The sequence below is a fragment of the Methylobacterium sp. WSM2598 genome (genome assembly GCF_000379105.1).
Lineage (GTDB): Bacteria > Pseudomonadota > Alphaproteobacteria > Rhizobiales > Beijerinckiaceae > Methylobacterium.
In genome coordinates this window covers 3,897,435-3,921,932 of sequence record NZ_KB900609.1, presented here as the reverse complement: position 1 = coordinate 3,921,932, position 24,498 = coordinate 3,897,435, and the positions used below count along the sequence as shown (strand labels likewise).

General features: G+C 73.0%; 24 protein-coding genes, 1 tRNA gene and 1 pseudogene. 9 read left to right on the top strand and 17 right to left on the bottom strand.

The window, feature by feature from the left end; all coding sequences use genetic code 11:
• Positions 1–5: 5 nt before the first annotated feature.
• Positions 6–731, bottom strand: a complete 726-nt coding sequence (locus MET2598_RS0118800) for a Crp/Fnr family transcriptional regulator (RefSeq protein ID WP_018261936.1) — start codon at positions 729–731, stop codon at positions 6–8.
• Positions 732–1,168: 437 nt separating this feature from the next.
• Here MET2598_RS0118800 and MET2598_RS0118795 point away from each other — a divergent pair, with 437 nt between their 5' ends.
• Positions 1,169–1,939 carry a Crp/Fnr family transcriptional regulator gene (locus tag MET2598_RS0118795; RefSeq protein WP_018261935.1) on the top strand — a complete coding sequence of 257 codons (771 nt, stop codon included), beginning with the start codon at positions 1,169–1,171 and terminating at the stop codon, positions 1,937–1,939.
• 63 nt (positions 1,940–2,002) lie between these two features.
• The gene (locus tag MET2598_RS0118790) at positions 2,003–2,353 is read left to right on the top strand and encodes a hypothetical protein (RefSeq protein ID WP_012331730.1); all 351 of its coding nucleotides are present in this window, start codon (positions 2,003–2,005) and stop codon (positions 2,351–2,353) included.
• Positions 2,354–2,414: 61 nt separating this feature from the next.
• On the opposite strand, the gene MET2598_RS0118785 is transcribed toward MET2598_RS0118790, so the two are convergent.
• Positions 2,415–3,086 (bottom strand): RraA family protein, encoded by a 672-nt coding sequence (locus MET2598_RS0118785; protein ID WP_012331731.1) that lies wholly within the window; start codon positions 3,084–3,086, stop codon positions 2,415–2,417.
• Positions 3,087–3,319: 233 nt separating this feature from the next.
• Here MET2598_RS0118785 and MET2598_RS0118780 point away from each other — a divergent pair, with 233 nt between their 5' ends.
• Positions 3,320–4,594: an allantoate amidohydrolase gene (locus MET2598_RS0118780; RefSeq protein WP_018261934.1), complete on the top strand. Its 1,275-nt coding sequence runs from the start codon at positions 3,320–3,322 to the stop codon at positions 4,592–4,594.
• Between the two features lie 50 nt (positions 4,595–4,644).
• Here the strand turns inward: MET2598_RS0118780 and MET2598_RS0118775 are convergent, their stop codons facing one another.
• The 3 genes from MET2598_RS0118775 to oxlT all read right to left on the bottom strand — a co-directional run bounded on the left by MET2598_RS0118775 (position 4,645) and on the right by oxlT (position 7,885).
• Positions 4,645–5,337, bottom strand: a complete 693-nt coding sequence (locus MET2598_RS0118775) for a GntR family transcriptional regulator (protein ID WP_012331733.1) — start codon at positions 5,335–5,337, stop codon at positions 4,645–4,647.
• Between the two features lie 279 nt (positions 5,338–5,616).
• Positions 5,617–5,775, bottom strand: coding sequence for a hypothetical protein (locus MET2598_RS42215; protein WP_018261932.1), 159 nt, complete (start codon positions 5,773–5,775; stop codon positions 5,617–5,619).
• An 835-nt stretch (positions 5,776–6,610) separates the two neighbouring features.
• Complete coding sequence (gene oxlT / locus MET2598_RS0118765) at positions 6,611–7,885, bottom strand: oxalate/formate MFS antiporter (RefSeq protein WP_012331735.1); 1,275 nt, start codon at positions 7,883–7,885, stop codon at positions 6,611–6,613.
• Positions 7,886–8,379: 494 nt separating this feature from the next.
• On the opposite strand from oxlT, the gene MET2598_RS0118760 reads away from it, so the two are divergent.
• Entirely contained in the window at positions 8,380–8,931 is a 552-nt protein-coding gene (locus MET2598_RS0118760; RefSeq protein ID WP_012331736.1) for a L,D-transpeptidase, read from the top strand.
• Positions 8,932–9,055: 124 nt separating this feature from the next.
• Here the strand turns inward: MET2598_RS0118760 and MET2598_RS0118755 are convergent, their stop codons facing one another.
• The gene (locus MET2598_RS0118755) at positions 9,056–10,018 is read right to left on the bottom strand and encodes an alpha/beta fold hydrolase (RefSeq protein ID WP_018261931.1); all 963 of its coding nucleotides are present in this window, start codon (positions 10,016–10,018) and stop codon (positions 9,056–9,058) included.
• Between the two features lie 384 nt (positions 10,019–10,402).
• On the opposite strand from MET2598_RS0118755, the gene MET2598_RS36900 reads away from it, so the two are divergent.
• The 3 genes and pseudogenes from MET2598_RS36900 (at position 10,403) to MET2598_RS0118745 (ending at position 14,157) form a co-directional block, all read left to right on the top strand.
• On the top strand, positions 10,403–13,120 hold the full coding sequence (locus MET2598_RS36900) for a bifunctional diguanylate cyclase/phosphodiesterase (protein ID WP_018261930.1): 2,718 nt from the start codon (positions 10,403–10,405) through the stop codon (positions 13,118–13,120).
• A 182-nt stretch (positions 13,121–13,302) separates the two neighbouring features.
• Positions 13,303–13,497 (top strand): annotated as a pseudogene (locus MET2598_RS42210) (hypothetical protein); the annotation flags it as partial.
• 96 nt (positions 13,498–13,593) lie between these two features.
• Positions 13,594–14,157 (top strand): cysteine hydrolase family protein, encoded by a 564-nt coding sequence (locus tag MET2598_RS0118745; protein ID WP_018261928.1) that lies wholly within the window; start codon positions 13,594–13,596, stop codon positions 14,155–14,157.
• A 411-nt stretch (positions 14,158–14,568) separates the two neighbouring features.
• Here MET2598_RS0118745 and MET2598_RS0118735 read toward each other — a convergent pair whose 3' ends face one another.
• The 4 genes from MET2598_RS0118735 to MET2598_RS0118720 all read right to left on the bottom strand — a co-directional run bounded on the left by MET2598_RS0118735 (position 14,569) and on the right by MET2598_RS0118720 (position 17,663).
• Complete coding sequence (locus MET2598_RS0118735) at positions 14,569–15,147, bottom strand: hypothetical protein (RefSeq protein ID WP_018261926.1); 579 nt, start codon at positions 15,145–15,147, stop codon at positions 14,569–14,571.
• Positions 15,137–16,039, bottom strand: coding sequence for a ParA family protein (locus tag MET2598_RS0118730; RefSeq protein ID WP_018261925.1), 903 nt, complete (start codon positions 16,037–16,039; stop codon positions 15,137–15,139). Before MET2598_RS0118730 ends, MET2598_RS0118735 begins: the two co-directional genes overlap by 11 nt.
• 151 nt (positions 16,040–16,190) lie before the next feature.
• On the bottom strand, positions 16,191–16,862 hold the full coding sequence (locus MET2598_RS0118725; RefSeq protein WP_026190813.1) for a hypothetical protein: 672 nt from the start codon (positions 16,860–16,862) through the stop codon (positions 16,191–16,193).
• Between the two features lie 168 nt (positions 16,863–17,030).
• On the bottom strand, positions 17,031–17,663 hold the full coding sequence (locus MET2598_RS0118720) for a 2OG-Fe(II) oxygenase family protein (protein ID WP_012331744.1): 633 nt from the start codon (positions 17,661–17,663) through the stop codon (positions 17,031–17,033).
• A 237-nt stretch (positions 17,664–17,900) separates the two neighbouring features.
• Here MET2598_RS0118720 and MET2598_RS0118715 point away from each other — a divergent pair, with 237 nt between their 5' ends.
• Positions 17,901–19,691 (top strand): ABC transporter ATP-binding protein/permease, encoded by a 1,791-nt coding sequence (locus tag MET2598_RS0118715; RefSeq protein WP_018261924.1) that lies wholly within the window; start codon positions 17,901–17,903, stop codon positions 19,689–19,691.
• Between the two features lie 89 nt (positions 19,692–19,780).
• Here the strand turns inward: MET2598_RS0118715 and MET2598_RS0118710 are convergent, their stop codons facing one another.
• The 4 genes from MET2598_RS0118710 to MET2598_RS0118695 form a co-directional block, all read right to left on the bottom strand.
• Positions 19,781–20,497 (bottom strand): LrgB family protein, encoded by a 717-nt coding sequence (locus MET2598_RS0118710; RefSeq protein WP_012331746.1) that lies wholly within the window; start codon positions 20,495–20,497, stop codon positions 19,781–19,783.
• The gene (locus MET2598_RS0118705) at positions 20,494–20,865 is read right to left on the bottom strand and encodes a CidA/LrgA family protein (protein ID WP_012331747.1); all 372 of its coding nucleotides are present in this window, start codon (positions 20,863–20,865) and stop codon (positions 20,494–20,496) included. Before MET2598_RS0118705 ends, MET2598_RS0118710 begins: the two co-directional genes overlap by 4 nt.
• Positions 20,862–21,611, bottom strand: coding sequence for a glutamine amidotransferase (locus MET2598_RS0118700; protein ID WP_012331748.1), 750 nt, complete (start codon positions 21,609–21,611; stop codon positions 20,862–20,864). Before MET2598_RS0118700 ends, MET2598_RS0118705 begins: the two co-directional genes overlap by 4 nt.
• Entirely contained in the window at positions 21,608–22,108 is a 501-nt protein-coding gene (locus MET2598_RS0118695; RefSeq protein ID WP_036270901.1) for a tellurite resistance TerB family protein, read from the bottom strand. Before MET2598_RS0118695 ends, MET2598_RS0118700 begins: the two co-directional genes overlap by 4 nt.
• A gap of 175 nt (positions 22,109–22,283) precedes the next feature.
• On the opposite strand from MET2598_RS0118695, the gene MET2598_RS0118690 reads away from it, so the two are divergent.
• Positions 22,284–22,359 (top strand) — tRNA-Thr (locus tag MET2598_RS0118690).
• 89 nt (positions 22,360–22,448) lie between these two features.
• Here MET2598_RS0118690 and MET2598_RS0118685 read toward each other — a convergent pair.
• The 3 genes from MET2598_RS0118685 to MET2598_RS0118675 are packed head-to-tail and all read right to left on the bottom strand — an operon-like array spanning position 22,449 to position 24,477.
• Positions 22,449–23,714 (bottom strand): integrase, encoded by a 1,266-nt coding sequence (locus tag MET2598_RS0118685; protein ID WP_018261922.1) that lies wholly within the window; start codon positions 23,712–23,714, stop codon positions 22,449–22,451.
• Positions 23,707–24,066, bottom strand: a complete 360-nt coding sequence (locus tag MET2598_RS0118680) for a hypothetical protein (RefSeq protein ID WP_018261921.1) — start codon at positions 24,064–24,066, stop codon at positions 23,707–23,709. Before MET2598_RS0118680 ends, MET2598_RS0118685 begins: the two co-directional genes overlap by 8 nt.
• Positions 24,067–24,078: 12 nt before the next feature.
• Positions 24,079–24,477, bottom strand: a complete 399-nt coding sequence (locus MET2598_RS0118675) for a transcriptional regulator (protein WP_157182209.1) — start codon at positions 24,475–24,477, stop codon at positions 24,079–24,081.
• Positions 24,478–24,498: the final 21 nt, after the last annotated feature.

Below are 24,498 nucleotides of genomic sequence, written 5' to 3'. Positions count from 1 at the left end.
CTCCGTCACGCCCCGCGGCGTCCGCTCCCCGCGAACAGGCGTGCAGACTCGGCCTCCGGAATCCCGTAGGCGCCCCCGGCCAGATCCTCAAGGGCCCCGCGTCCCAGCACGGTGATCCGCCCGCGCCGGGCCCGGATCAGGTGGTGGCCCTCCAGGGATTGCAGCGCCAGCGTCACGCTGGTGCGCTGCACGCCCAGCATCAGCGCGAGCAGCTCGTGCGTGATCGGAAACTCGTCGCCGTCCGTGCGATCGTGGCACATCAGCAGCCAGCGGGCGAGGCGCGCCTCGATCTGGTAGGTGGCGTTGACGAAGGCGGTCTGCGCCGTCTGGACCAGCAGCACCTGCACGAAGCGCAGGAACAGCAGCCGCATCGCGCGGCTGCCCTCGGCCGCCTCGACGAGGCGGCCGGCCTCGATCGCCAGCGCCTCGCCGGGACCCTGGACGTAGTGCTCGTGGGGGGTGCTCTCGGCCCCGAGCAGCACCGGGGATGCCCCGACCAGGCCCTCGGACCCGATCAGGCCGACCTCGGTCCGGCTCCGTCCGGCGGTCACCACCGATACGAAGCCGCTCTCGGGAAAGTAGAGGCGCCGCACCGGCTCGTTCGGCGCGATCAGCACCTCCCGCATCCGGGTCTCGATCGGGTGGAGGTGGGGCTGCAGGGCGGCGAAATCGGCGGGGGAGAGCTGCCTGATGAGCGTGTTGCGAAGGGCAGTTTGCTGCAGCGAAGCCACGACTCGTTCCAACGCGGGCGGAAGCGCGGGTCGCGTTCCGTCTGCCCCTCGATCTCACCTGTCGAGGGGTAATCACCGCCTTATCGCCACGCCCATCGACGAAGGCAATTTTCGCTACTCTTCTGTGTGGTATCCGACAATTCCGTCTTTGTCGGGTATCATACCAAATCAGAGGTGTATCGTTTCCGGCATTGACGACGCTAAGCAGTTTTCGCCAGCTACGCGATGGCGGATCAACCGGCCGTCGCAGGATGCGGTCGGGACCAGTACTGCCTGGGTGTCGCGCGTAGTGTTGACGAGGACGACTTGCTGGCTGGGATGAATCGGTTCGGTATGGGGTGCGTAGCGTCGGGTGCGCGGGGATGCTGCGCGCCGCCTGTCCGGAGATCGCCGAGCGGAGGGCTGCGCCCGGGCTCGGCGCGCGCGGAGGCTCCCGCGTGCCGCGCGTGAGCGGTGACGAGGCGGGCGCCGCTGTCGGGGGCGAGCGGAACGGACACAGCGTCCTCGCCCGCCGGCTCTCCGCGCACAGGCCGCTGTCGGAGGCCGAGATCGGCGTCGTCAACCGCCTGAGCATGGCCTCGCGACCGGTCGGCCCGCGCACCGACCTCGTCCGCGAGGGGGAGGATCCGGGTGGGGCCTACGCGATCCTGGCCGGCGCCGCCTGCTGCTACAAGCTGCGCACGATCGGGACGCGCCACATCGTCGGTTACCTGCTCCCCGGCGACATCGCGGATGCGGACGCGGTCACGGTGCGCCGGGCCGACGCCTCGCTCGCCACCCTGTCGGCCTGCACGGTCGCCTTCCTGCCGCGCGCCCTCCTGGCCGAGATCCGGGCGGCGCATCCGGGCATCGCCTCGGCGCTGCGCGCCGCCAAGCTCGTGGAGGCGGCGATCCTGCGGACCTGGCTCGCCAATCTCGGCTGCCGCTCGGCCCTGGAGCGCACCGCGCACCTCTTCTGCGAGCTCCGGGCGCGGCTGCAGGTGGTGGGGCTCGCCGGCGACGCGGCCTACGATCTGCCGATGACGCAGATCGACCTCTCGCTCACCCTCGGCATGTCGACGGTGCACATGAACCGCACGCTGCACGAGCTGCGCCGCCAGGAGGCCGCCGACCTGCGCGGGCGCACCCTCCACATCCTCGACCGGGACCGGCTGGAGGGGATCGCCGAGTTCGACCCGAGCTATCTCAGGCCGGTCCTGATGCCCTGAGCCGCCCCTCGGCGCCGGCCCCCGCCGCGATAGATGACGCCGAGGAGCGCGCGGGAGGGGCGGATGGGGATCGGACGCGGGCGGGTGGGGCTGCTGGTCACCGCGGCGGGGATTTGCCTCGCACCCTGCCTCGCTCAGGAGCAGGGCGCGCGCCGCTACCTGCAGGCGGGCACCGGCGAGACCCTGCGCTTCGGCGCCGGCCGGGCCGTGACGACCTCGGCGCTCGGCGAGATGTCGGCGCAGGCCTGCACCTCGCCCCAGGCCAACCTGTGCCTGTCGGGGGCGACGGCGGTCTGCAGCTTCCGGATGGTCCTGCCGGGCGGTCCGGCCGGCGGCGTCGCCCTCGACCTCCTGGCCGGCAACCCGCCCGAGGCGTGCCGCCGCCTTGCCGGCCGCTACGAGGCGGCGCCCTGAGCCCCTTCGCCGAGGCGCTCACCGCTCCGGCCATGAGCCGAGAGCGGGGCGCCGAGACCGCTCAGCCGCCCGGGCGCGGCGCGGCGAGGCCGAACGTCTCGCGCAGCGAGAGGCCGGAGGAGAGGCTCGCCTCCCAGCCGGCCTCGCGGGCGAGCTTGGCCTCCGCGTCGCCGATGCGGGATACGGCGAGGTCGGGCGAGAGCACGACGAGCCCATCATCGTCGCCGATCACGAGGTCGCCCGGCGCCACCCGCGCTCCCCCGACCACGGCCGGGGCGTTGACCGCGCCCCGCTCCGCCCCGGTCGGCCCGCGCGGCGTGACGAAGCGGGTGAAGACCGGGAGGTCGCCCCAGCCCGCCAGGAGGGCCACGTCGCGCACCGCGCCGTCGCAGACGAGCCCCACCCCGCCCCGCCGCCGCACCTGCCCGCCGACGATCTCGCCGATCATCGCCGTCCGCGCGTCGCCGCCCGCGGCGATCACCAGCACGTCGCCGGGCCCGATGAGGTCCACGGCGTGCAGCACCGCGCCGAAATCCGGCGGCTCGCACAGGGCCGTGACCGCGCGGCCGAACAGGCGCGGCTGGCGCCCGGCCGGGCAGAGCGGGCGGATCGCCGGGTCGATCTGGCCGTCCGCCGCGAGATCGACCGCGACGGCGACCGGCACGGCGCGCCAGCGGGCGATCACCTCGGCCGGCAGCGCGCCGGCCGGGGCGGCGTGAAGGGTCACGGGCATGGCTGCGTCCTCCTCCGCTGGCGGCCCGCCCGCCTCTCGCCGGGCGCGAACCGGGCCGCCTCTCCCAAGGGATGGCACGGCGCGGGCGGGATGTCTCGCCCCCCAGCCGGGTCTCCCGGCGCGGGGGTGGTTTTCCCCGCGGCGCGATCGCGCTACTCCCGGGAGCCCGGCGGGGCGCCCTGGCGCCGGATTTGCAGCCGCTGCCCTTTGGACCCGATGAACCGTACGAGCGCATGACCGAAGATCTCCGCAACCAGGATCTCCGCAACCAGGATCTCCGCCTGGGCGCCCGCGTGATGGCGCTGATCGACGACCTCGCCCGCCACACCGACGAGCCCGGGCGGCTGACGCGGCTCTACCTCTCGCCCGCCCACCGCGCCGCCGCCGAGACGGTCGCCGGCTGGATGGGTCGGGCGGGCTTCGCCGCCCGCATCGACGCTGCGGGCAGCGTGGTCGCCCGCCGGGAGGGCGCGGCGCCCGGCCTGCCGGCCCTGATCCTCGGCTCGCACATCGACAGCGTGGTCGATGCCGGGCGCTACGACGGCAATCTCGGGGTGATCTGCGGCCTCGTCGCCGCCGAGGAGATCCTGGCCCGCGGCGCGCCGCTGCCCTTCGCCCTCGAACTCGTCGCCTTCGGGGACGAGGAGAACGTGCGCTTCCCCACCAGCCTCTCGACCTCGAAGGCGCTCGCGGGCCGCTACCGGCCCGACTGGCTCGACGGCCGCGACAAGGACGGCACCCGCCTGCGCGACGCGCTCGTCGCCTTCGGGGGTGACCCGGAGGGCATCCCCGCCCTCGCGCGCGACCCGGCCACGGTGGCGGGCTTCCTGGAGGTCCACATCGAGCAGGGGCCCGCCCTCGAGGCCGCGGGGCAGCCGGTCGGGATCGTCTCGGCCATCGCCGGCATCACCCGGGCGCGCTGCGCCGTGACGGGCGAGGCGAACCACGCCGGCACGGTGCCGATGGGGATGCGCCGGGACGCGCTCGCGGGCGCCGCCGAAATGGTCCTCGCCGTCGAGCGGCTGGGCGCCGCGATGCCGGGCGCGGTGGCGACGGTGGGCGCCCTCGACGTCGCGCCGGGCGCCGTCAACGTGATCGCGGGCCGGGTGGACTTCACCCTCGACCTGCGCGCCCCCGACGACGCGGTGCGCGCCCGGCTCGTCGCCGAGGTCGAGGCGGCCTGCCGGGAGATCGCCGAGCGCCGCGGCCTCGGCTTCGCCGCCGAGACCTTCATGGACAATCCGGCGGTCGCCCTCGATGCCGGCCTGCAGGCGGCCCTCGAGGCGGCGGCCCGGCGTCACGGCTTCGCGCCGCCGCGCTTGCCCTCCGGCGCCACCCACGACGCCGCCGCGCTGGCGGCCATCGCGCCCGCCGCGATGCTGTTCGTGCGCTGCCGCGCCGGCATCAGCCACAACCCCGCCGAATCGATCACCGTCGCGGACGCGGATGCGGCGACCCGGGTGCTGATCGACGCGGTGCTCGGGCTGGCGGAGAAGGCCGGGGCCTGACCCGGCCTTCCCCTTCGGCGGGGGGCCTCGGCGCCCGACCCGCCGGCCGCTCAGTCGAGGAAGTCGCCGTAGCGGTCGACGTGCTCGGCGAGGCCGAGGGCGTGGTCGCGCACGAGGCGCTCGGCCAGGGCGGCGTCGCGCGCCTCCAGCGCCTCGATGATGCGCAGGTGGTCCTGGATCGAGGTCTTGGCGCGGTCGCCCTGCGTCAGGGCGATGTTGCGCACCGCCCGCACGTGGATGAGGAGGTTGCTGGCGAGGCTCTCGATCACCTCGCAGCGGCCGAGCGAGATGATGGTCTGGTGGAAGCGGATATTGGCGTCGGAATACTCGGCGAGGTGCTCGGCCGGCGCGTCCTGGAAGAATTCCGGGAAGCCGGTCCGCAGCGACCGCAGATCCGCGTCCGAGGCGCGGGAGCAGGCGAGCCGCGCCGCCATGCTCTCCAGGCCCGCCCAGGCGTGGATCATCCCGATGATCTCCTTCTTCGTCTTCCTGACGATGAAGACGCCGCGGCGGGGCTCCGAGCGGACGAAGCCCTCCTGCTCCAGCACCGTGAGGGCCTCGCGCACCGGCGTGCGGCTCACCCCGAGATCCTGCGACAGCTTGCGCTCGTCGAGCCGGATCTCCTCGCCGCTGTTATAGATGTCCATGTTGGTGATCGCCGATTTCAGCGCCTCGTACGCCAGGGTGCGCAGGCTCGAATTCGTGACGATCGGTTTAACCGCGAAATTCTTGTCGCTTGCCATCGGCTGCACCTGACGCTTCCCGCGGCCGGCGCCCCGTGTCCCCGGCCCCTCCGCCCCGCCCCGGTTCCGGGACGACGCGAATCCTCATAAAGCAGGCATGCGTGGCATGCCAGCGAGACGATGCCCTCGTGTCGCCGGCGATGCAAGAGGGCGGGGCACGTTGCCACAACCGATAGTATCAGATGTCGGGCAGCGGCGCCTACATCTTGGGATGGTCACGGTGCGACTTGGGTTGCGACCTGGACCAAGGGGGTGACTTGGACTTTCGTCCGGCCCCGCTCAGGCGATGCCGACGTAGCGGCCGTTCGCGGGGACGGCGGGGCGCTCGGCCGTGCCGGTGCGGCCGGGGCCGGGCGTCAGCCGGTCGGCGAGCTTCACGACGAGGATCCCGTGCAGGCCGATCAGGGCGGCGAGGAAGGCGGTGGCGGAGACGATCATCGCAATGGCCTCGGTTATGGTGCGCCGCGATAAGTGCCATGCTGCGGCGCAACTTGGTATACCAGACACCACAACCGAGGCATTCCGCGGGTGCATGGGTGGCGTGGAACCTGCGACGAAGCGCCATTCCGCGGCGGGAGTGATCGGGTTCTGCGGCGGGGTGCTGCGCGGGCGGGACCGGCCTCGGCGCGGGGGCTGATCCGGGATCCGCTTGATCCAAGCGGATCCCGGATCACACGCCTGCGCGGCGCCTGAGCGAAGCCCAGATCCGCCATCCCGAAGGGATCAAGCGGATCACCAGCCCGCGCGGCGCCTGAGCGAAGCCCACATCCGCCATCCCGAAGGGATCAAGCGGATTTGGGATAATTCGTCATCCCGGCGATCGGCCCGGTGTCGCGAACGCGCCGCGGGTCCGAGGTCGCGTCGGCATCGGACCGGCCTCTGTCCCGCCGCACCGACAACCGAGCGGGACGGCCATGCCGCCCCCGTCCAGAGCGAGAGGAGGGGGGTTGGATGCCGCACGCGGTGAGAGACGTCCGTCGAGGGACCGCGGGACACCGTCTCGCTCGCCCGGGCGCGCACGGCCGGGCCCTCGGGCGGGGGCCTCGCCAGGGCAGCTTCCTGCCGCGGCGGCCCGCTCGGCCCGAGGGAGCGGCCCGCCGCCGGCCTGGTCGCGCGGGAGGACGGTTCCCCCGCGTCGCCTGCTCCGCGGGGGCGGGGCCGGGGGCCGTCGCCGAACCGTCGGCCGGGCCCCGGGGAACGATCGCTGCGGACGCGAAAACGGCGCCGGGGGTGCCGGCGCCGTCGGTGGGGTGGTGCGGGGCCGGGGCCGGCGTCAGGCGGCCGGGGCCGGCGTCAGCACGGCGGCGGACTTGGTGTAGGCCGCCCGCATGGGCTTGAGCACCAGGACTGCCATCAGCGCCGCCACGATGTTGAGCGCGGCCGCGGCGATGAAGACCGCGTGCCAGCTGCCGGTCCAGGTCGTGAGCAGGCTGGTATAGGGCACGATCAGGGCCGCGGTGCCCTTGGCGGTGTAGAGCAGGCCCGCGTTGGTCGCCGCGTACTTGGTGCCGAACGTGTCGCCGCAGGTGGCCGGGAACAGCGAGTAGATCTCGCCCCAGGCGAAGAACACGAGGCCCGTCAGGATCACGAAGGCGACCGGGTCGCTGCCGAACACGCTGAGCGCGTAGATGCCGAGGCCCTCGATGGCGAAGGACAGGAACATCGTGTTCTCGCGGCCGATATGGTCGGAGACCCAGCCGAAGAAGGGCCGCGTCACGCCGTTCAGCACCCGGTCGAGGGTGGCCGCGAAGGTCAGCGCCGGCAGCGTCACGCCGAGCAGGCTCACCGGCACGTCGGCGATCTTGAAGTCCTTGGCGATCGGGCCGAGCTGGGCCGTCGCCATCAGGCCGCCCGCCGCCATCATCACGAACATGGCGTACATCACCCAGAAGATCGGGGTGCGCACCATCTCGCCGGGCGTGTAGTCGCGCCGGCTCTGGCTGACCCGGGCCACCTCCGGCACCTCGCCCTTGCGGGGCGCGACCAGGAAGAGGGCGAGCAGGCAGACGACGAGGCCCTGGCCGATGCCGAAGTAGAAGAAGGCGGACTCGTAGCCCTGCGTCTTGATCATCCACTGGATCGGCACGACGGTCAGGGCAGAGCCCGCGCCGAAGCCCATCGCGGTGATGCCGGCCGCGAGGCCGCGGCGGTCCGGGAACCACTTCAGCGAGTTGCCCACGCAGGTGCCGTAGACGGCGCCCGCCCCGGTGCCGCCGATCGCGGCCGCGATGTACAGGACGGTGAGGGACGTCGCGTAGGAGTTGATCACCCAGGCGATGGCGCAGAGCACGCCGCCGATCAGCGTGACGATCCGCGGGCCGTACTTGTCGACGAACCAGCCCTCGATCGGCACCAGCCACGTCTCGGTGACGACGAACAGCGTGAAGGCGACCTGGATCGCCGCGCGCTCCCAGCCGTGCCGCTCCTGCATCGGATTGACGAAGAAGGTCCAGCCGTACTGCATGTTGGCGATCATGCACATGCAGATCACCCCGAAGGCGAGCTGCAGCCAGCGCCCCCCTCTGGCGTTCTCCTGTGTCCCTGACATCGGCGTCTCTCCTGGTCGTGTTGGTTAAGAGGTCTTCGCGCGCCGCCGCGACTCTGCGTTCGCTGGCCGGCGCCAACCCGGTGCGCGGCGCCGGTCCCCGGTCGCCTCGCCTCTCCGTCCTAGGTCGACGGTATACCAGATGAGTGTGGTCCGAGGTCGAGGCCGCTGTCAATCGGTCGCATCAAGACCAAGGATGAATCCACGGACTCGATCCGCGTTCCCGCGCCCGCCGGAGCAGTCATGCAACGTGTTCAACTGAACGAACGTTCGCTTTCATGCTGCATTGCACGCGTACTCCGCTCCGTTCCACCGCCGGGGATTGGTGCAGCCCGGCGCGACATGGCCGGGAGTCTCATCACAGGCGGCCGGCCGCAACAAGGCCGGACAATGGTCCCGGGCGGCCGCTGCCGGCTTGACCTGAGGCCCGGGGAGCGGGAACCTCGGCCGTGTCCGGCCGTCTTCCCGGTGAGCGACGCGGCGAGGGGAGGGGCGGAATGGTCCGGATCGGTGTCATCGGGGCGGTGCTCCTCGGCCTCGGCCTCGGCCCCGCCCGGGCCGACCTGCTGGTCGCGGTCGACAAGGCGGCCCAGCGCATGACGGTCACGGTGGACGGGCAGGAGCGCTACACTTGGCCGGTCTCGACCGGCGCCGCGGGCTACGCGACGCCCTCGGGCTCCTTCGCCCCCTCCCGCCTCGCGCGCGAGCACTACTCGCGGGAGTGGGACGACGCGCCGATGCCCTTCTCGGTCTTCTTCACCGATGCGGGCCACGCGATCCACGGCAGCCGCGCCGTCGGCCGCCTCGGCAGCCCGGCCTCCCACGGCTGCATCCGGCTCAGCCCCGGCCACGCCCGGATCCTGTTCGGCCTCGTCCAGGCCCAGGGGCTCGGGCGCACCCGCATCGAGGTGAGCGGCACGGAGGCGATCGCGTCGGGCGGGGATGCGAGCCCGGCCGCCCCCCTCGATTACCGGCGCCTCACCAGCTTCAACCCGCTCGTCTCCGGGATCATCGCGGGCGAGCCGGGGGCGAAGCCGCGGGCGCCGTGAGCCGGCGGCCCCGCGCCGCTCGGCCGCGCCGGCGGCCGGAGCGTTCGTCCGAAACCCGGATCGTCCGCCATCCGACGGATTGCTTCGCCATCTCCCATTTCGGCCATGCGGATGTCGGCTTCGCTCACGCGCCGCGCGGGCTCGTGACGCTGTCCGGGCGTGATCCTCCGGACAGCGCATCAGCCCCCATCCGCCCGCCGAAGAACCGCGCGATCGCCTCGGCGGCGAGGTCGGGAGCCTCGACGTGCACGAAGTGGCCCGCCTCCTCGGCGCGGCCCGCCTCCAGGTCCGAGAAGGTCTCCCCGAGGGCGTCCATCCACTCGACCCGGATGATCGGGTCGCGGGCGCCCCAGAGCACCCGGGTCGGCACCGGGATCGGCGGCAGGCGCGGCGCCTCGCCGGCGATCACCTGCTGGCGCCCCGGCGCGGCCGAGAGGTACCAGTCGAACCCGCCCTGGAGATTTCCCGGCCGCATGAAATTGTCGATGAAGCGCTCCATCATCGGCGCGAAGGCCTCCGGGTCGGCGCTCCAGTGGCGCAGGAAATGCCCGATATAGGCGGCGCAGGATTCGCGCGAGGCGCCCACCAGCGCGGCCGCGAAGGGCTGCTGGTGGAAGTACTGGTACCAGGTCTCCTTGAGGTGGGCGGCGGCGGCCCAGCGCGGCCCGATGCCGGTAGTGGGGCAGTTGAAGAAGAACAGGCCCGCGAGCCGCTCGGGGTGGCGCCGGGCGAAGTCCTGCATCACGTAGGCCCCGACATCGTGCCCGACGAGCCCGACCCGGGCGAGCCCGAGCGCGTCGAGCAGGGCGAGGAGGTCGGCCGCGTGCGCCTGCGCATCCACGGTCGGGTCGGGCGGGGCCGCGGGATCGCGGCCGGTCTCGCCGAAGCCGCGCAGGTCCGGCGCGATCAGGCTGAAGCGGTCGGAGAGCCGGGCCATCAGCGGCTCGAAACTCGCCCAGAATTCGGGCCAGCCGTGCAGCAGGACGAGGGGAGGGCCCTCGCCCGCCCGCGCCACGTGCTGGCGCAGGCCGGGCAGGTCGAGGATCTCGTGGCGGATCTCCGCCGCCCGCGGCGCCGATGCGCCCATCGCTCGGGTCATGGGGTCTCCTCCGGGGCCGGGGAGCGGTCCGCCGGGCCCCGGACCGCCCAGCGTTACCACGCGGGGCGGCCGCCGTCCCGGTCCGGCCCGCCATCTGCCCTTATGCCAGTCTTTCTCGGATCACTTTAATGATCAGGCAGAGTCCTGATCCTATGAAGGCTGCCATGACGCGCGTCCGAACGGCCAGGATCTCCGCTGAATCTCAGGTGCTCATGCGTTCGACATAGGCCGTATGCACGTCGAGAGAGCGCCGCCCTAACTCGAACAGCACGGTTAACGCCGTGCTCCGGCTTGCGCAGAATTGTCGAATGTTCGGCTCTCGGGGGTGCCAGGTCGCCGCCGCCGAAGCCCCACTGACGCCCGGGAACGACGATGGATCGCGTGGCTCTCTCCTGGCTCAAGCGCGGCACGACGGCCCTCTGCGCGGCCCTGCGCTGGCGGCCGGTCTGGGTTCTGGCGGGTGCCGGGGCGCTGCTGGCCGTGCTGATCGCCTCCGCCGCGCTGCTGCTCGTCCGCGACCTGCACGCGCGGGCGGTGGAGGACGCCCAGCAGAGCCTCGCCGGCCTGTCGATCAGCCTCGGCGAGCAGGCCGACCGGGCCCTGCAGGCGATCGAGCTCGTGCAGCAGGGCATCATCGAGGAGATCCGCGCCAACGACGTGGTCACCGAGGAGGAGTACGTCGCGCAGGTCTCCTCGCGGGCGATGCACGACCTGCTGCGCGCCCGGATCGCCGCGCTGCCGCAGGTGAACGCCATCACGCTGATCGACGAGACCGGCAAGCTGCGCAACTTCTCGCGCTACTGGCCGATCCCCGACGTCACCATCTCCGACCGGGATTATTTCAAGGCCCTGGTGGCGGACCCCGCTTTGCAGCGCTTCATCAGCAAGCCGGTGCAGAACCGGGGCGACGGCGCCTGGACGATCTACATCGCCCGCAAGGTCTCGGGCTCGGACGGCCGCTTCCTCGGCCTCGTCCTCGGGGCGGTCGAGCTGCAGTATTTCGAGCGCCTCTACCGCCAGACCGCCCCGGCCCCCGACTACGTGCTGTCGATGTTCCGCCAGGACGGCGTGCTGCTGGTGCGCCACCCGGCCCGGGAGGGCACGATCGGCCGCAGCTTCGGCAATGCCGGCGCGGCGCTGATCGCGGCGCTGGGCTCGCGCAGCGGCGTGATCCGCAACGTGAGCCCGATCGACGGCCAGGACCGTCTCATCGCCGTGCGCGGCCTCGCCAATTACCCGGTGCTCCTCAGCATCAGCCGCACGGCCGAGGCCTGCCTCGCGGCCTGGAGCCGGCAGGCCGGGGCGCTCGGGGCCGCGGCCCTGGGCCTCGATCTCGGCCTCCTCGGGCTCGTCGTCCTGGGCGCGCGGCAGATCCGGGGCCGGGAGCGGCTGGCCGAGGCCGAGGCGGCCCGCGCCGCCGCGGAGGAGCGCGCGCGCGGCGAGTGCGACCTGCGCACCCAGTACGCCCGCTTCGGCATCGCCCTCGACAGCATGACCCAGGGCCTCTGCCTGTTCGACAGGGACGACCGGCTGATCCTGATGAACGCGCGCTTCGCCGCCATGCACGGCGTGCCGGCCGACCTCGCCCGGCCGGGGACGCCGCTCGCCGACCTCCTCGCCCGCCTCGCGGCGGACGGCACCGAGGGCGCGCTGCGGCGCCGGCCCGAGGGGGCGGACGACCCGGTCGCCTTCACGGTGGACCTCGCGGATGGGCGGGCGATCAGCGTCGTGCAGGCGGCGATCCCGGCCGGCGGCTTCGTCTGCACCCACGAGGACGTGACCGAGCGGCGCCGCAGCGAGGAGCAGATCGCCTATCTGGCGCGCCACGACGCGCTCACCGGCCTGCCCAACCGCATCCCCCTGCGGGAATGGATGGAGGAGGTCTTCGCGAGGCGGCCCTACGGGGATGTCGGGGCGGTGCTCTGCCTCGACCTCGACGGGTTCAAGGTCGTCAACGACAGCCTCGGCCACCCCGCCGGAGACGAGCTCCTGCGCCTCGTCGCCCGGCGGCTGCGGGGGGTGGTGAGCGCGACCGACCGCGTGGCGCGGCTCGGCGGCGACGAATTCGCCATCGTGCAGGTGGGGGCCGAGCAGCCCCGGCAGGCCGCCCTGCTCGCCGAGCGCGTCGTCGCGGTCCTGCAGCAGCCCTTCGAGATCCAGGGCCAGCAGGTGGTGATCGGCGCCAGCCTCGGCGTCGCCACCGCGCTCAGCGCCGACCCCACCCCCGACGCGCTCCTGCGCAGCGCCGACATCGCCCTCTACCAGGCCAAGGCCGCCGGCCGGGGCACGTGGCGGTTCTTCGATGCGGAGATGGACCTCGAGATCCAGCGCCGCCGCCGCCTCGCCGCCGACCTGCGCCGCGCCCTCGACGAGGGGCAGTTCGAGGTGCACTACCAGCCGCTCGTCGAGGCGCGCAGCCGCGCGCTGCGCGGCTTCGAGGCGCTGCTGCGCTGGCGCCACCCGGAGCACGGCAGCGTCAGCCCCGCCGTGTTCATCCCGCTCGCGGAGGAGACCGGCCTGATCCGGCCCCTCGGCGCCTGGGTGCTCGCCCAGGCCTGCGCCGAGGCCGCGAGCTGGCCCGAACCCCTCAAGATCGCCGTCAACCTCTCGCCCGTGCAGTTCGTGCAGGGCGACCTCGTCGCGGAGGTGCGGCGGGTCCTGGCCGAGACCGGCCTCGGCCCGGGCCGGCTCGAACTGGAGATCACCGAATCCGTGCTCCTGCAGGACAACGAGGCCACGCTCGCCGTGCTGCACGAGCTGCGGACGCTCGGCGCCCTGATCTCGATGGACGATTTCGGCACCGGCTACTCGAGCCTGAGCTACCTGCGCAGCTTCCCCTTCGACAAGATCAAGATCGACCAATCCTTCGTGCGCAACCTCGCCCGCGAGACCGACAGCGTCGAGATCGTGCGGGCCGTGATCGGGCTCGGCCGCGCCCTCGGCATGGGCGTGCTGGCGGAGGGCGTGGAGACCACCGAGCAGCTCGACATCCTGCGCCAGGAGGGCTGCGACGAGCTGCAGGGCTACCTGTTCAGCCGGCCCCGGCCGGTCACCGAGATCCGCAGCCTCTTCAACGCGAAGGCGGCCTGAGCGGTCGCGCCCGCCTCGCCCGCGACCTGCGCGACCGGGATCCCCAGCACGGCGGCGCCGCCGGGCCGATGCGCCCGGTCGTCGAGGCGCACGCGACCGCCAGCGACGACGAGATCCGCGCGCTCGCCCGCTCCACCGCGAGCCTCTACGGGCCCCCGCAGGGCCAGCGAGCGGAGCCGCCCGACCGGCCGGGCGCGCCCTTTCTCGGCACCGGCGAGGCCGCACAGGGCCCGACCGCCGCGGCGCTCGGCAACGCGATCCGTCAGGCGACGGGGCGGCGGCTGACCGACCTGCCGTTTCGGCCCGCGCGGATCAAGGCGGCGCGTGAGCGAAGCCCGAATCCGCCATCCCGAAGGGATCGACCGGATGTGGGATGAGGCCGGGCCCTGCCCGGCGCGGACCTGGCGCGCGGGGGCGTTCGCGCGTAGGGCCGGGTCGGGGGTGGATCCCCCTGACCCGCGAGGCGCCCCCCGATGCCGTCGGACTCCCCCGTCCTGATCCCGATCGACATGCAGCGCGCCTTCGACGCGCCGCCCTGGCCGCGCCGCTGGAACGCCGACCTCGACCGCAACGGCCGCCAACTCCTCGCCGCGTGGCGGCGCGCCGGGTTGCCGATCATCCACGTGCGCCACGATTCGGTCGAGCCGGGTTCCACCCTGCGGCCCGGCCTGGCCGGTCACGCCTTCCGCGACGGATTCGCGCCCCTCGACGGGGAGCCGGTCGTGGCCAAGAGCGTGAACTCCGCCTTCATCGGGACCGACCTCGACTTGCGGCTGCGCCGCCTCGGTGCGCCACCCCTGGTGGTCTTCGGCATCGCCACCGACATGTGCGTGTCGACCACGGTGCGGACGGGCGCCAATCTGGGTTGGGCCATCACGCTCGTCGCTGATGCCTGCGACTGCTTCGACCTCCCGGACATCGCGGGCGGCGTGATCCGGGCCGAGCAGGTCCAGGCCGTGCACCGGGCGACCCTGGCCTACGAATTCTGCCGGGTCGTCTCGACGCGGGAGGCCGTCTCCGCCCTCACCGGCGCCTGAGCTGCCCGCCGGCTCCCCGGCCGTGAGGATGGGCGCGCGAGCCTCTCGCGCCGGCGGGGGCCGCGGCGCCTCACCCGCGCGGGATCGGCCGGCCGCGGCAGGCGGCCTTGCGGCCGGCCTTGCCGAGAGACTTGGTGCCCGTCGGTGGGATTCCGGTCGGGGTCGGCGCCCCGACGCTGCCCTGCGCCCAACACGCGGTGGCGGAGACCGCCCACAGGGCCCCCATTGCCGCGCTCCCCATTGCCGCGCTCCCCATTGCCGCGTTCCCCATTGCCGCGTTCCCCATTGCCGCGTTCCCCATTGCCGCGTTCCCTTGGCGTCCCCTCCGGCGCCGGGCACCGGCCCGACGGCCGCGCGCCGCCCTCCCGACCTCGGCCGCAGCACGTCGGGCGCCAGATGCTCGGCCCCGTCCTACGACGCGGGGGAACGGCGGCGGCGGGGCGGCACCGCCGCCATCGCGGCGGAGTCGAGGGCGTGTCCGGCGGGCGGGCGCGGCGTGGCGGGCTCCGGCGCGGGGGGCGAGGCATCCCGGGCGGGGCCGGCCGATGCCCTGGCCGGCGCCCTGGCGGGCCGCTTGGCAATGGTCTTGGCCGGCGCCTTCGCAGCGTCCTTGGCCGCGTCCTTGGCCGCGTCCTTGGCCGCAACCTTGACCGGCTTCGCCTCGGGCGCGGCGCCGCCCGCGAGCGCCAGGAGGCGCCGGCGGAGCTCGACCGCGCCGCCGGCCTTGAGCGCCGCGCCGTGCTTGTCGAAGCGGGTGACGAGGGTCTTGACCTCGGCATCGGTGAGGCCGTCGACCAGGAGGGCGAGGGGCTGCGGGCCGAGCGCCGCCTGCACCCGGCGAAGGCCGTCGACCGTCATGTCCTTGGCCTTGAGCTGCCTGACCACCAGGGCCTGGGCCGCCTTGGCGACGTCGTGCCGGATCGCCGGGAAGGCCTGCGGCGTCTCGGCGATCGCGCACAGGATCGCGAGCCCGTCGATCTCAAGCGCCATGCAGCACCTCCTTCACCTCGGTCATCAGGGGCGCGATCGTGCCGCCGATCAAGTCGTGATAAGTGTCGTGATACTTGTTGCGGTAGGTCGTGTACTGCCGCGTGAGGGCGTTGGCGAGCGCGGCGGATTGCGGAACGCGGGTGGCGAACAGGCGGAAGACCGGGTTCTCGGCCGTCGCCCCCTCGGTCAGGGAGCGCAGGGTCGTCTGGTGCTGCTTCACGTTCTGCTGCAGGCGCGTGACCAGGACGTGCGGAAGGCGCCGGGGGGTCAGCATGCTCTCCGGGCCGCCCGGCGTCCCCCAGATCATCCGGTAGAAGCCCTTGAGCCCGTAGGTCGACAGGAAGTCGGGAATGCAGGCGACGATCACGAGGTCGGAGGCGCGGATCGCCACCTCGGTCATCGGTGAGATGCCGGGCGCGCAGTCGAACAGCACGTAGTCGTAGCGGTCGCGCAGCGGGGCGAAATCCTCGTGGAACAGCTTCCACAGGTGGCTCTCGATCGCGTGCATCGAGAACTTGCGGGTGGTGAGCGCGTAGATGATCTCGCGCTCGACGATGCGCAGGTCCGGCCCCGAGGGGAGCAGCGAGACGGCGAGGGGCTCGCCCAGATGGGTCGTGGTGCTGATGGCGGCGCGGACGAAGTCGGGCAGCACCGCCCGGTCGCGGTCGACGATGCGCAGGCCGAGATAATGGTCGAGGGTGCGGCCCTCCCGGATCAGGTCGGCCAGGATCTCGTCGCCCGCGAAGCAGATCGAGGCCGAGGCCTGCGGGTCGAGATCGACCACGAGCACGCTGGCCCCGCTCGCCGCGAGGGCGTCGGCGAGCATGACGACGGTCGTGGTCTTGCCGACGCCGCCCTTCATGTTGGCGACGGCGACCAGCTTGCCGCTCATCGGCGCCGTCCCGGCACCCCCCGCACGGCGGGGCGGGGCGCGAGGGGGTGAGGGGAGGGGGCTGCGCGGTCCATGCGGGGCTCGTCGGTCGCCCCGTTCCACCACCGCGGGGCGAAGCCCGTCAAGGCCGGACGGCGGCCGTCCCGCCCCGTCACGCCCGCGAGCAGCGCACGTAGACCGAGGCGCCGCGCTCGCTCGACCACGTGAGGCGGTTGCCGTCGACCGACAGGCGCACGTGCGAGGTCCAGCGCTGGCGCGCGTTGCGGCAGCTCGCCGCCATCGTCCAGGAATTGCCGGCCCGCTTCATGTCGCGGAAGACGCAGGAGGTCTTGCCCGCCCGCGCGCCGTCGTCGCGGATCACCGCCGGCAGGTAGCCGAGGCGGCGGGCCTGCCGCATCGAGCAGGCCGCCGCGGTGGGTCCCCAGACGCCCACGTAGGTGGCGTCCGGCTTCGGCGTCTCCTCCCCCTCGTCCTCGTCCGCGCGGGGCGGGGGCGCCGCCGCGGCGGCGGTCTCCCGCGAGGGCAGCGGGATCACCCGGGCCGGCCGGGCGGCGGGCGCCTCGGCGGGGGGCGCCGGGGGCGGGGCGGCGGAGGTGGTCGCCGGGGGTGCGGGCGGCGGCGCCTCGCGGGGCGGCTCCTTCCAGGGCCGCCGGAATTGCGGCACCGTGGAGCGGTAGGGCTTCGACAGGACCGGCTCCTCGGCGACCGGGCCCTCGAGGTCGGATTGCGCCGCGGCCCGGCCGCCCGCACCCGCCACCCACGCCCCCGCGAGGGCCGCGAGTGCCGCCGCCGCCGCCCACCCGCTGCGCTGCCCCCTGGTCACGCCCCGCCCCCTTCCCGAACCCCGCCCGATTCCCCGGACGCGGCATCCCCGGACAATGTCCCTTGAGTCGCGCGCGGCGCGAATCCTGCCAGTTGTCGCGGCGTGCTTGTCGCGGTGCGGCCGTCGCGGCGCGTCCCCGGTGGACGCGGCGCCCCGGCCCCGGGCGGGTCAGCGCCCGAAGATGCCCTTCAGGAACTGGGCCGTGCGGTTGCGCTTCCTCTTGCGCTCCAGCTCGGCGGCGTCGCGCACCCAGGCGACCTGCACCACCCGCCGCTCGCCCTCGAAGGGGTGGTGGCCGTGCCAGGAATTGTCGGCGCGCAGGAAGGCGAAGAGCGTGCCCATCGTGGGCGGCACCTCGACGGCGTAGGGCTCGAACTTCTGCCCGTCGTAGAGCACCCGCAGCCGCCCGCCCGCCGGCGCCTCCCAGGCGTCGTTCATGTAGACGAGGAGCGTCATCACCTTGGAGGGGCCGTCGGTGTGGATCGCCCCGTATTTCGGCTGCGAGCGCTTCATGATCGTGGTGAGGCGCGGGCAGGCGACGAGGTCGAGGCCGAACTTCTCGCTCATCACGGCCGAGAATTCGTCGCTCTCCAGCTCCTCGATCAGGTCCTTGAAGCGCCCCTTGAGCTGCACCTCGTCGACCGTGAGGTAGCCGGGCTTGGCGATGTCGGGGAAATCCCGCCGCAGCTCCTCGACCGCCTCGGGCCGCAGGACGCCCTGGCCGAGGATGTAGGAGTAGGGCTCGCGCGCGAGCGGGGCGGCGCGCACGGCGTCGACGTTCAGGATCGAAAGGCCCGGCATGGTGTCCGTGTGGTCCAGGGATGGGGCGCGGCGGTCCCGCCGGAACCGCCACCCGGCGTTCTTCTCCCGCGATTGCGGCGAGGCCGGGGCATCCTGGCCGCGGCCAGGATGCCCCGGCCTCGCCGCGATCCCGCGCGGGCGGGCCGGCGGATCGGTCGCGGGCCCCCCCCTTGCGGCGCGGCGGCCCGGGCGACATGAACACCAGGCGCGCGCCGCCGCGCCGCCCGGGAGACACGCATGCACGGACTCAAGCAGGGCCTCCTGCAGATCTGGCGTCTCGCTTACCCATATTTCGTCACGCGCGAGGAGACGCAGATCCGCATCTGGCCATTCGGAACCTTCCGGGTGCAGGAGCGGTGGGTCGCCGTCACCATGGCCGCCCTGGTGATCGGGATCGAGTTCGCCCAGGTCGCGATCAACGTGCGACTCTCCTATTTCAACCGCGACTGGTTCAACGCGATCCAGAACAAGGACGCGGTGGCGTTCTGGGCGCTGCTGTTCTCGGTGTTCTGCTTCTGGGCCGCGATCTACGTGGCCAGCGCGATCATCCAGTACGTGATCCAGTCGTTCCTGCGGATCCGCTGGCGGGCCTGGATGACGCGCCACTACGTCGACCGCTGGCTCGGCCACAACGTCCACTACCGGATGGGTTTCGCCGGCGCCCGGGCCGACAACCCCGACCAGCGCATCGCGGACGACATCGACCAGTTCACCCAGACGACGCAGACGATCACCATCAGCTTCCTGTCGGCGGTGTCGAACCTGGTCTCGTTCTCGGTGATCCTGTGGACCATCTCGGCGGCCTTCAAGGTGCCGGGGACGGAGTGGCACGTGCCCGGCTTCCTGGTCTGGGGTGCGCTGATCTATTCGGGCCTGGTGACGTGGCTGACCCACCGGATCGGCCGGCCGCTGATCGCGCTGAATTTCGAGCAGCAGCGCCGCGAGGCGGATTTCCGCTTCTCCCTGGCCCGGCTGCGCGAGTACGGCGAGCAGGTGGCGCTCCTGTCGGGCGGGCCGGCCGAGCGGGCCTCCCTGCGCGACCGCTTCGGCGCCCTCATCGCCAACTTCTACGCCATCGTCGACCGCCGCAAGAAGCTCTCGGCCTTCACGGTCAGCTACCAGCAGGTCAACGTCGTCATTCCCTACATACTGGTCGCGCCCTACTACTTCACCGGGCAGATCCCGCTCGGCATGATGACGCAGACGGCCGGCGCCTTCGCGCGGGTCGAGAACACGATGTCGTTCTTCATCACGTTCTACGTCACGCTGGCCGACTACAAGGCCCAGGTCGACCGTCTCACGAGCTTCGACGCGGCGATGGACCGGGCGCTGGCCCTGCAGGCGGAGAGCCGGCTCGCGGTGGCGCCGGGCGCGGGCGACGCCCTGGAGGTGCGCGGCCTCTCCCTCGGCCTGCCGGACGGGCGGCGCATCGCCTCCGTCCCGGACCTCGCCCTGCGGGCGGGCGAGACGGTGCTGCTCACCGGTCCGTCGGGGTCGGGCAAGTCGACCCTGTTCCGGGCGCTCGCGGGCATCTGGCCCTTCGGGGAGGGGACGGTGCGCACGCCCGCGGGCGCGAGCCTGATGCTGCTGCCCCAGCGCCCCTACCTGCCGATGGGGACATTGCGGCAGGCCACCACCTACCCGGACGCCACGGAGCGCCACGGCGACGCGGCGATCCGCGCGGCCCTGGAGGCGGCGCGGCTCCCGCACCTCGTCGCGCGCCTCGACGAGGAGGCGCCCTGGGCCCAGACCCTGTCGCTCGGCGAGCAGCAGCGGCTCGCCATCGCCCGGGCGCTGCTCGCCCGGCCCGACTGGCTCTTCCTCGACGAGGCGACGGCGGCCCTCGACGAGCCGACCGAGGCCGCGCTCTACCGGATGCTGCGCCAGGAACTCCCGGGCACGACCCTGGTGTCGATCGGCCACCGCTCCACCCTCGAAGCCTTCCACCAGCGGCGCCTCGCCATGACGGCGCGGGAGGACGGCGTCTTCGAGCCGCGCGGCCTGCGCGAGGTGATGGCGGCCCAGTAGGAGCGGCCCCCCCCCGTGCGGGCCCGCCCCGCGCGGGCCCGCTCGGCCGCGCAGGGGCATGCCGGCCCCACAGGGGGCCCGGCCGGATGTCATTGCATCAGCGAGAGCGCCATCGGCACGATCACGGCGGTGAGCAGGGCGTTGAGCCCCATGGCGATCCCCGCGAAGGTGCCGGCGACATCGCTGACCTGGAAGGCCCGGGCGGTGCCGATGCCGTGGGCGGCGAGCCCCGCCGCGAAGCCGCGCGCGCGCCAATCGGTGAGGCCGAGCCGGTCGAACACGGGCGTGACCAGCACCGCCCCGATGATGCCCGTGAGGATGACGAGCACGGCCGTGAGGGTCGGGTCGCCGCCGAGGGCCTGGGTGATGCCCATGGCGACGCTCGCGGTGACGGATTTGGGGGCGAGCGACAGCAGCACGTCGTCCGGCACCTTGAGCAGCCGGGCGATGGCGAGGGCGGTGGAGACGGCGACGAGGGAGCCGATCGCCAGGGCCGCCAGCATCGGCCCCAGCGCCCGCAGCACCGTCGCCCGGTGCTCGTAGAGCGGGATGGCGAGGGCGACGGTGGCGGGCCCGAGCAGGAAGTGCACGAACTGCGCCCCCTCGAAGTAGACCGGGTAGGGCGTGCCGGTGGCGAAGAGCACGAGCCCGATCATCCAGATCGCGTGCAGCACCGGGTTGGCGAGGGGATGGCGGTTCGTCGCGAGCGAGACCCGGTCCGCCACCACGTAGGCGACCAGGGTGACGGTGAGCCAGAGCAGCGGGGAATGGGCGAGGAAGACCCAGAGGGCGAAATCCTGGCTCATCGGCCGACTCTTCGCGAGATCCAGGCGAAGGTCACGGCGGTCGCGACGAGCGCCGCGAGGGTCGAGACCACCAGGGTGACCGCGAGGGCGGGACCCTGCGCCCGCAGCACGTCGAGCCGCCCGACCACGCCGACCCCCGCCGGCACGAACAGCAGGGACAGGTTGCCGAGGAGGCCCTTGCTGGTGCTCTCGAGGGTGCCGTCGACGAGGGGCTTGGGCAGACCGCCGGGATGGCGGTCGCGCAGGGCCATCGCCCCGAGCAGGAGCGCCATGCCGATCACCGGCCCCGGGAGCGGGAGGGCGAGGCCGCGCGCCAGGATCTCGCCGAAGAGCTGGCAGAGCAGGAGAAGACTGAGGCTGACGATCATGCGGACGAGGCTCCGTTGCCGAGCGCAAGCCAATGGTCCAGGAAGCAGTCGAGCCAGCGGGCCACCTGGGGATCGTGCATGTAGCGGCCCTCGATCTGGCGGACGCGATCCTGGGCGCCGGGCAGGGCGAGGCGCTCGGCGGCCCGCACGGTCCAGCGGCAGAGCATGGCGTGGGTGACCTCCGGGTGGAATTGCAGCCCGAAGGCCGCCGGCCCGACCCGGATCGCCTGGGTGGGGAAGTCGTCCCCGGTCGCCAGCATCTCGGCNCCCGCCGGGCAGGTGAAGCCCTCGCGGTGCCAGTGATAGACGTGGGAGGGCCACGCCTGCCCGATCTCCCGCGCGAAGCCGCGCCCGGCCTCGGTCGGGACGAGCGGGTAGTAGCCGATCTCGGCCCGGCCCTCCGGGTGGGCTTGGACGCTGGCGCCGCAGCACTTCGCCAGCATCTGCGCGCCGAGGCAGAGGCCCAGATACGGCTTCCGCTCGGCGAGCGGCACGGCGATCCAGTCGATCTCGCGGCGCAGGAACGCGTCGGGGTCGTTGGCGCTCATCGGGCCGCCGAAGATCACCGCGCCGGCATGCGCGGCGAGGGTGGGGGGCAGCGGATCGCCGTAGCGCGGCCGGCGGACGTCGAGGGGATGGCCGCGCTCCTGCAGGAGGCGCCCGACCCGCCCGGGGGTCGAGAGTTCCTGGTGCAGGACGATCAGGACCGGTTTCCTGTCCGGCGCGCGACCGGGCGCAGCGCTCACGCGCCGGCCCCGGGCGGCGCGCCGGTCCGGCCGGCCGGGAGGGCGGCCAGGGCGACCGCGCGGGCGCCCGCGATGGCCGCCTCGTCGAAGCCGAGGAGCTGGCCGAGGCGCCAGACGAGGTCGTCCTCGAATTCGTGCACCTGCCCGTCGGCCGCGGCGACCGCCCAGGCCATGCCGAGAAGGTTGCGCCGCTCCGTCTCGGACGCGTCGCGCCCGGTCATCGCGACGAGGTCGGCGAAGTCGCGGGTCTCGTCGTCCACGTCGATCGCCCGCGCGATCAGCGCCTCGGCCTCCTGCTGGCTCCCGGCGAAGCGGCCGACCAGCAGCCGGGCGAGGCGGTCGCGCTCGACGGCCGCGAGCGTTCCGTCGACCCGCGCCACGTGGACGAGCAGGGCCGCCGCGGCGAGGTGCTCCTCGCTCACCGCCGCGCCGTCCTGGGGCTTGGGCGCCCCGAACATGTCGGCGGCGTAGGCGAGGAGGCGGGGCATTAGGGGCATCGGCGTGCGGCGCGGCAAGGGGTGGCCCCTCCGTGAAGCATTCCCCATGCCGCGGCGCAAGACCCGCGGGCGGCTCCGGGCCGAGACCTCGTCTGCCGTCACCCGGCTTGCCAAGCCCGACGCACCCGCGTATGAGGTCGCCCTGCCGGCGGCGGATCTCTCGCCCGCCTGCCTCGCCGCAATAGCTCAGCTGGTAGAGCATCTCATTCGTAATGAGAGGGTCGGGGGTTCGAATCCCTCTTGCGGCACCACTAACCTTCTGATCTTGCTGTAAAATCTAGAAATTTGGAGCGCTCGACTGGCGTTCCGGTTGCCAAATTTGCACCCCCGGTTGCCAAACTCACCTCGCTTCGCCCGGCTTGATGCCGGAGCCGAACAGGTTCCGGCGGGCCTCCGTCCACCCCTCTTCCAGCTTCCTCATGGCGTTCGCGGCGAGGCGCCGCTTGTTCACGTCGCGCCCGTAGTGCCGCACCATCTGCTCGCTCATCTCGACGATCGCGGACACCTCGGCCTCCGTGCAGCCGGTCTCCAGGAGCATGTTCACGGCGTTCTTGCGCAGGCCGTGGAACACGATCCCGGCGTCGCGCAGCCGCGCCATGGCCGCCCTCTTGGCGGATGAGTCCGTCGACCGCTGGCCCTTCGCGTTGATGCCGGTGAAGTCGCGCTGCCAGGCCGTGCGATAGGCCGCGACCGTCCACGGCTCGCCGTCCTCGCGAAGGTGCAGCGCCGGGTGGTCGACGTGCGTCCGGCTCAGGATTTCCCGGTACTCGGAGTGAATCGGCACGTAGACCTGCGCCCCGGTCTTGCGCGCGATCATCTCGATGGCGTTGGCGCCCGCTGCCGGGCGGCGCATCGGCACGACGTCGATTGAGCGCTGGCCGGTGTAGACCGCCGAGAAGACCGGCAGGTGCAGCCCCGGACGCGCGTGCTCGAAGAATACCTCGAAGGCCCAGTCCGGCCACGGCTTGTGCGGATCGGCCTCGTGGTCGACCTTCTCGGTGGCCTCGACGACGTTGGTCGCGCAGAAGCCCCGTGGGACGCCGAACGCCACCAGGACGGAGAGGACGGCCCGGAAGTAGATCGCCGACGTGGGTGTCGCCTGCAGGCTGTCGATCGCGGCCTGGGCATCCACGGTGGTCAGGTCCGCCACGGGATCGCCGCCCCACCGCTCGCGAATCGTGCGCAGGTGTTTGGCGTACGCGGCCCTCGTTTTCTCCGCGAGCTTCCGGTAGGCGGCGTGCGCCTCGTACTGGTCGATGAGCGCCCCGAAGGTCTTGCGCTCGGCGGCGTCACCGCGCGCCTCTCGCGCGGCCGCGGCATCGAGCGCTGCCCAGAAGGCCTCCACGCCGCCCTCGGCCCGCGGATCCGGCAGCGGGTAGCGGCGATGCGTCGGCGCGACCCACACCCAGCTCCAGCCCGCGTCGGTGCGCTGCGCGTCGAGCTCCGCGTACTGCCGGCAGCGGAGCCAGAACTCGGGTGACTGCGGGCCGAAGGGGAGGGGCAGGCGCGGCCACTCGCGGGGCGTCGAGCGGTAGCGCTCGTAGTAGTAGAACACGCGCCCGGACGGCTTCGTGCGCACCTTCACGTAGCGGGGCAGGTCAACCATGCCGGCTGCGTTTCTCGGCCTCGACAAACCGCTCCCCCAGACTCCTCTTCGGCGGGGAGATCTCGGGCTGAGTCGGGGCGAGGGTCAATTCGGGGTAGAGGTCGGGGCGCTGGCGCTTGCGCCAGCGGTCGATCGCCTCGAGGTCGTACATGCCCGTGGTCTCGTCGGGCGCCGGGAAGCCGCGGGCGTAGAGGCGCGGGGCAGCTTCGCGGAACTGTGCTGGCGTGAGGCAGAGCTTACGCGCCACCTTCTCGATGGGCGCGTAGTCCGGGTCGACGCGGAAGCGAACAGGCGGCGGCGTAGGCGGTGCCGCGCGGCGACCGTTGAGCAGCTCGTGCGGCGTGGGGCGCATCCGTGGCACCGGTCAGGTCCTCCGCCGCTGCACCAGCCGCACCGCCCGCAGGTACGGCCGGCTCGCCAGCACCGCCTCCGGTGCGCGCCACGACGCCCGCCCGGCCCGCTCCGCGCGGTCCTCCTGGCGGTAGAGGTGGGCGAGGCGGTTGAGGCAGGAGAGGAGATTGAGGGCGCGGGCGAGCGGCCGCTGGAAGCGGAACGCCATCCACAGGTCGTAAATCTCGGCGCCGCGCTGCAAGCGGCGGTTGTTCCAGTCGTTCCGACACCCGGTCGAACAGAAGCTCGAATGGCGCGAGATGGTCTCGTAGGCCACGCCGCACTCCAGGCAAGTCCGCCCGTCCCGGAGCGAGGCCGTTTCTCCGTCCTGCGCCTGCTGAGCGAGCGCACTTAAACGCATCGGGGCGTTCATGGTGAGATCCCGCCGCCGGCG

Bases quoted from the DNA above. Each gene is read 5' to 3' on its own strand.
- MET2598_RS0118790 (WP_012331730.1), top strand. From the start codon at position 2,003: ATGGGGATCGGACGCGGGCGGGTGGGGCTGCTGGTCACCGCGGCGGGG.
- MET2598_RS0118785 (WP_012331731.1), bottom strand. From the start codon at position 3,086: ATGCCCGTGACCCTTCACGCCGCCCCGGCCGGCGCGCTGCCGGCCGAG.
- MET2598_RS0118780 (WP_018261934.1), top strand. From the start codon at position 3,320: ATGACCGAAGATCTCCGCAACCAGGATCTCCGCAACCAGGATCTCCGC.
- MET2598_RS0118775 (WP_012331733.1), bottom strand. From the start codon at position 5,337: ATGGCAAGCGACAAGAATTTCGCGGTTAAACCGATCGTCACGAATTCG.
- MET2598_RS42215 (WP_018261932.1), bottom strand. From the start codon at position 5,775: ATGATCGTCTCCGCCACCGCCTTCCTCGCCGCCCTGATCGGCCTGCAC.
- oxlT (WP_012331735.1), bottom strand. From the start codon at position 7,885: ATGTCAGGGACACAGGAGAACGCCAGAGGGGGGCGCTGGCTGCAGCTC.
- MET2598_RS0118760 (WP_012331736.1), top strand. From the start codon at position 8,380: ATGGTCCGGATCGGTGTCATCGGGGCGGTGCTCCTCGGCCTCGGCCTC.
- MET2598_RS0118755 (WP_018261931.1), bottom strand. From the start codon at position 10,018: ATGGGCGCATCGGCGCCGCGGGCGGCGGAGATCCGCCACGAGATCCTC.
- MET2598_RS36900 (WP_018261930.1), top strand. From the start codon at position 10,403: ATGGATCGCGTGGCTCTCTCCTGGCTCAAGCGCGGCACGACGGCCCTC.
- MET2598_RS0118745 (WP_018261928.1), top strand. From the start codon at position 13,594: ATGCCGTCGGACTCCCCCGTCCTGATCCCGATCGACATGCAGCGCGCC.
- MET2598_RS0118735 (WP_018261926.1), bottom strand. From the start codon at position 15,147: ATGGCGCTTGAGATCGACGGGCTCGCGATCCTGTGCGCGATCGCCGAG.
- MET2598_RS0118730 (WP_018261925.1), bottom strand. From the start codon at position 16,039: ATGAGCGGCAAGCTGGTCGCCGTCGCCAACATGAAGGGCGGCGTCGGC.
- MET2598_RS0118720 (WP_012331744.1), bottom strand. From the start codon at position 17,663: ATGCCGGGCCTTTCGATCCTGAACGTCGACGCCGTGCGCGCCGCCCCG.
- MET2598_RS0118715 (WP_018261924.1), top strand. From the start codon at position 17,901: ATGCACGGACTCAAGCAGGGCCTCCTGCAGATCTGGCGTCTCGCTTAC.
- MET2598_RS0118710 (WP_012331746.1), bottom strand. From the start codon at position 20,497: ATGAGCCAGGATTTCGCCCTCTGGGTCTTCCTCGCCCATTCCCCGCTG.
- MET2598_RS0118705 (WP_012331747.1), bottom strand. From the start codon at position 20,865: ATGATCGTCAGCCTCAGTCTTCTCCTGCTCTGCCAGCTCTTCGGCGAG.
- MET2598_RS0118695 (WP_036270901.1), bottom strand. From the start codon at position 22,108: ATGCCCCTAATGCCCCGCCTCCTCGCCTACGCCGCCGACATGTTCGGG.
- MET2598_RS0118685 (WP_018261922.1), bottom strand. From the start codon at position 23,714: ATGGTTGACCTGCCCCGCTACGTGAAGGTGCGCACGAAGCCGTCCGGG.
- MET2598_RS0118680 (WP_018261921.1), bottom strand. From the start codon at position 24,066: ATGCGCCCCACGCCGCACGAGCTGCTCAACGGTCGCCGCGCGGCACCG.
- MET2598_RS0118675 (WP_157182209.1), bottom strand. From the start codon at position 24,477: ATGAACGCCCCGATGCGTTTAAGTGCGCTCGCTCAGCAGGCGCAGGAC.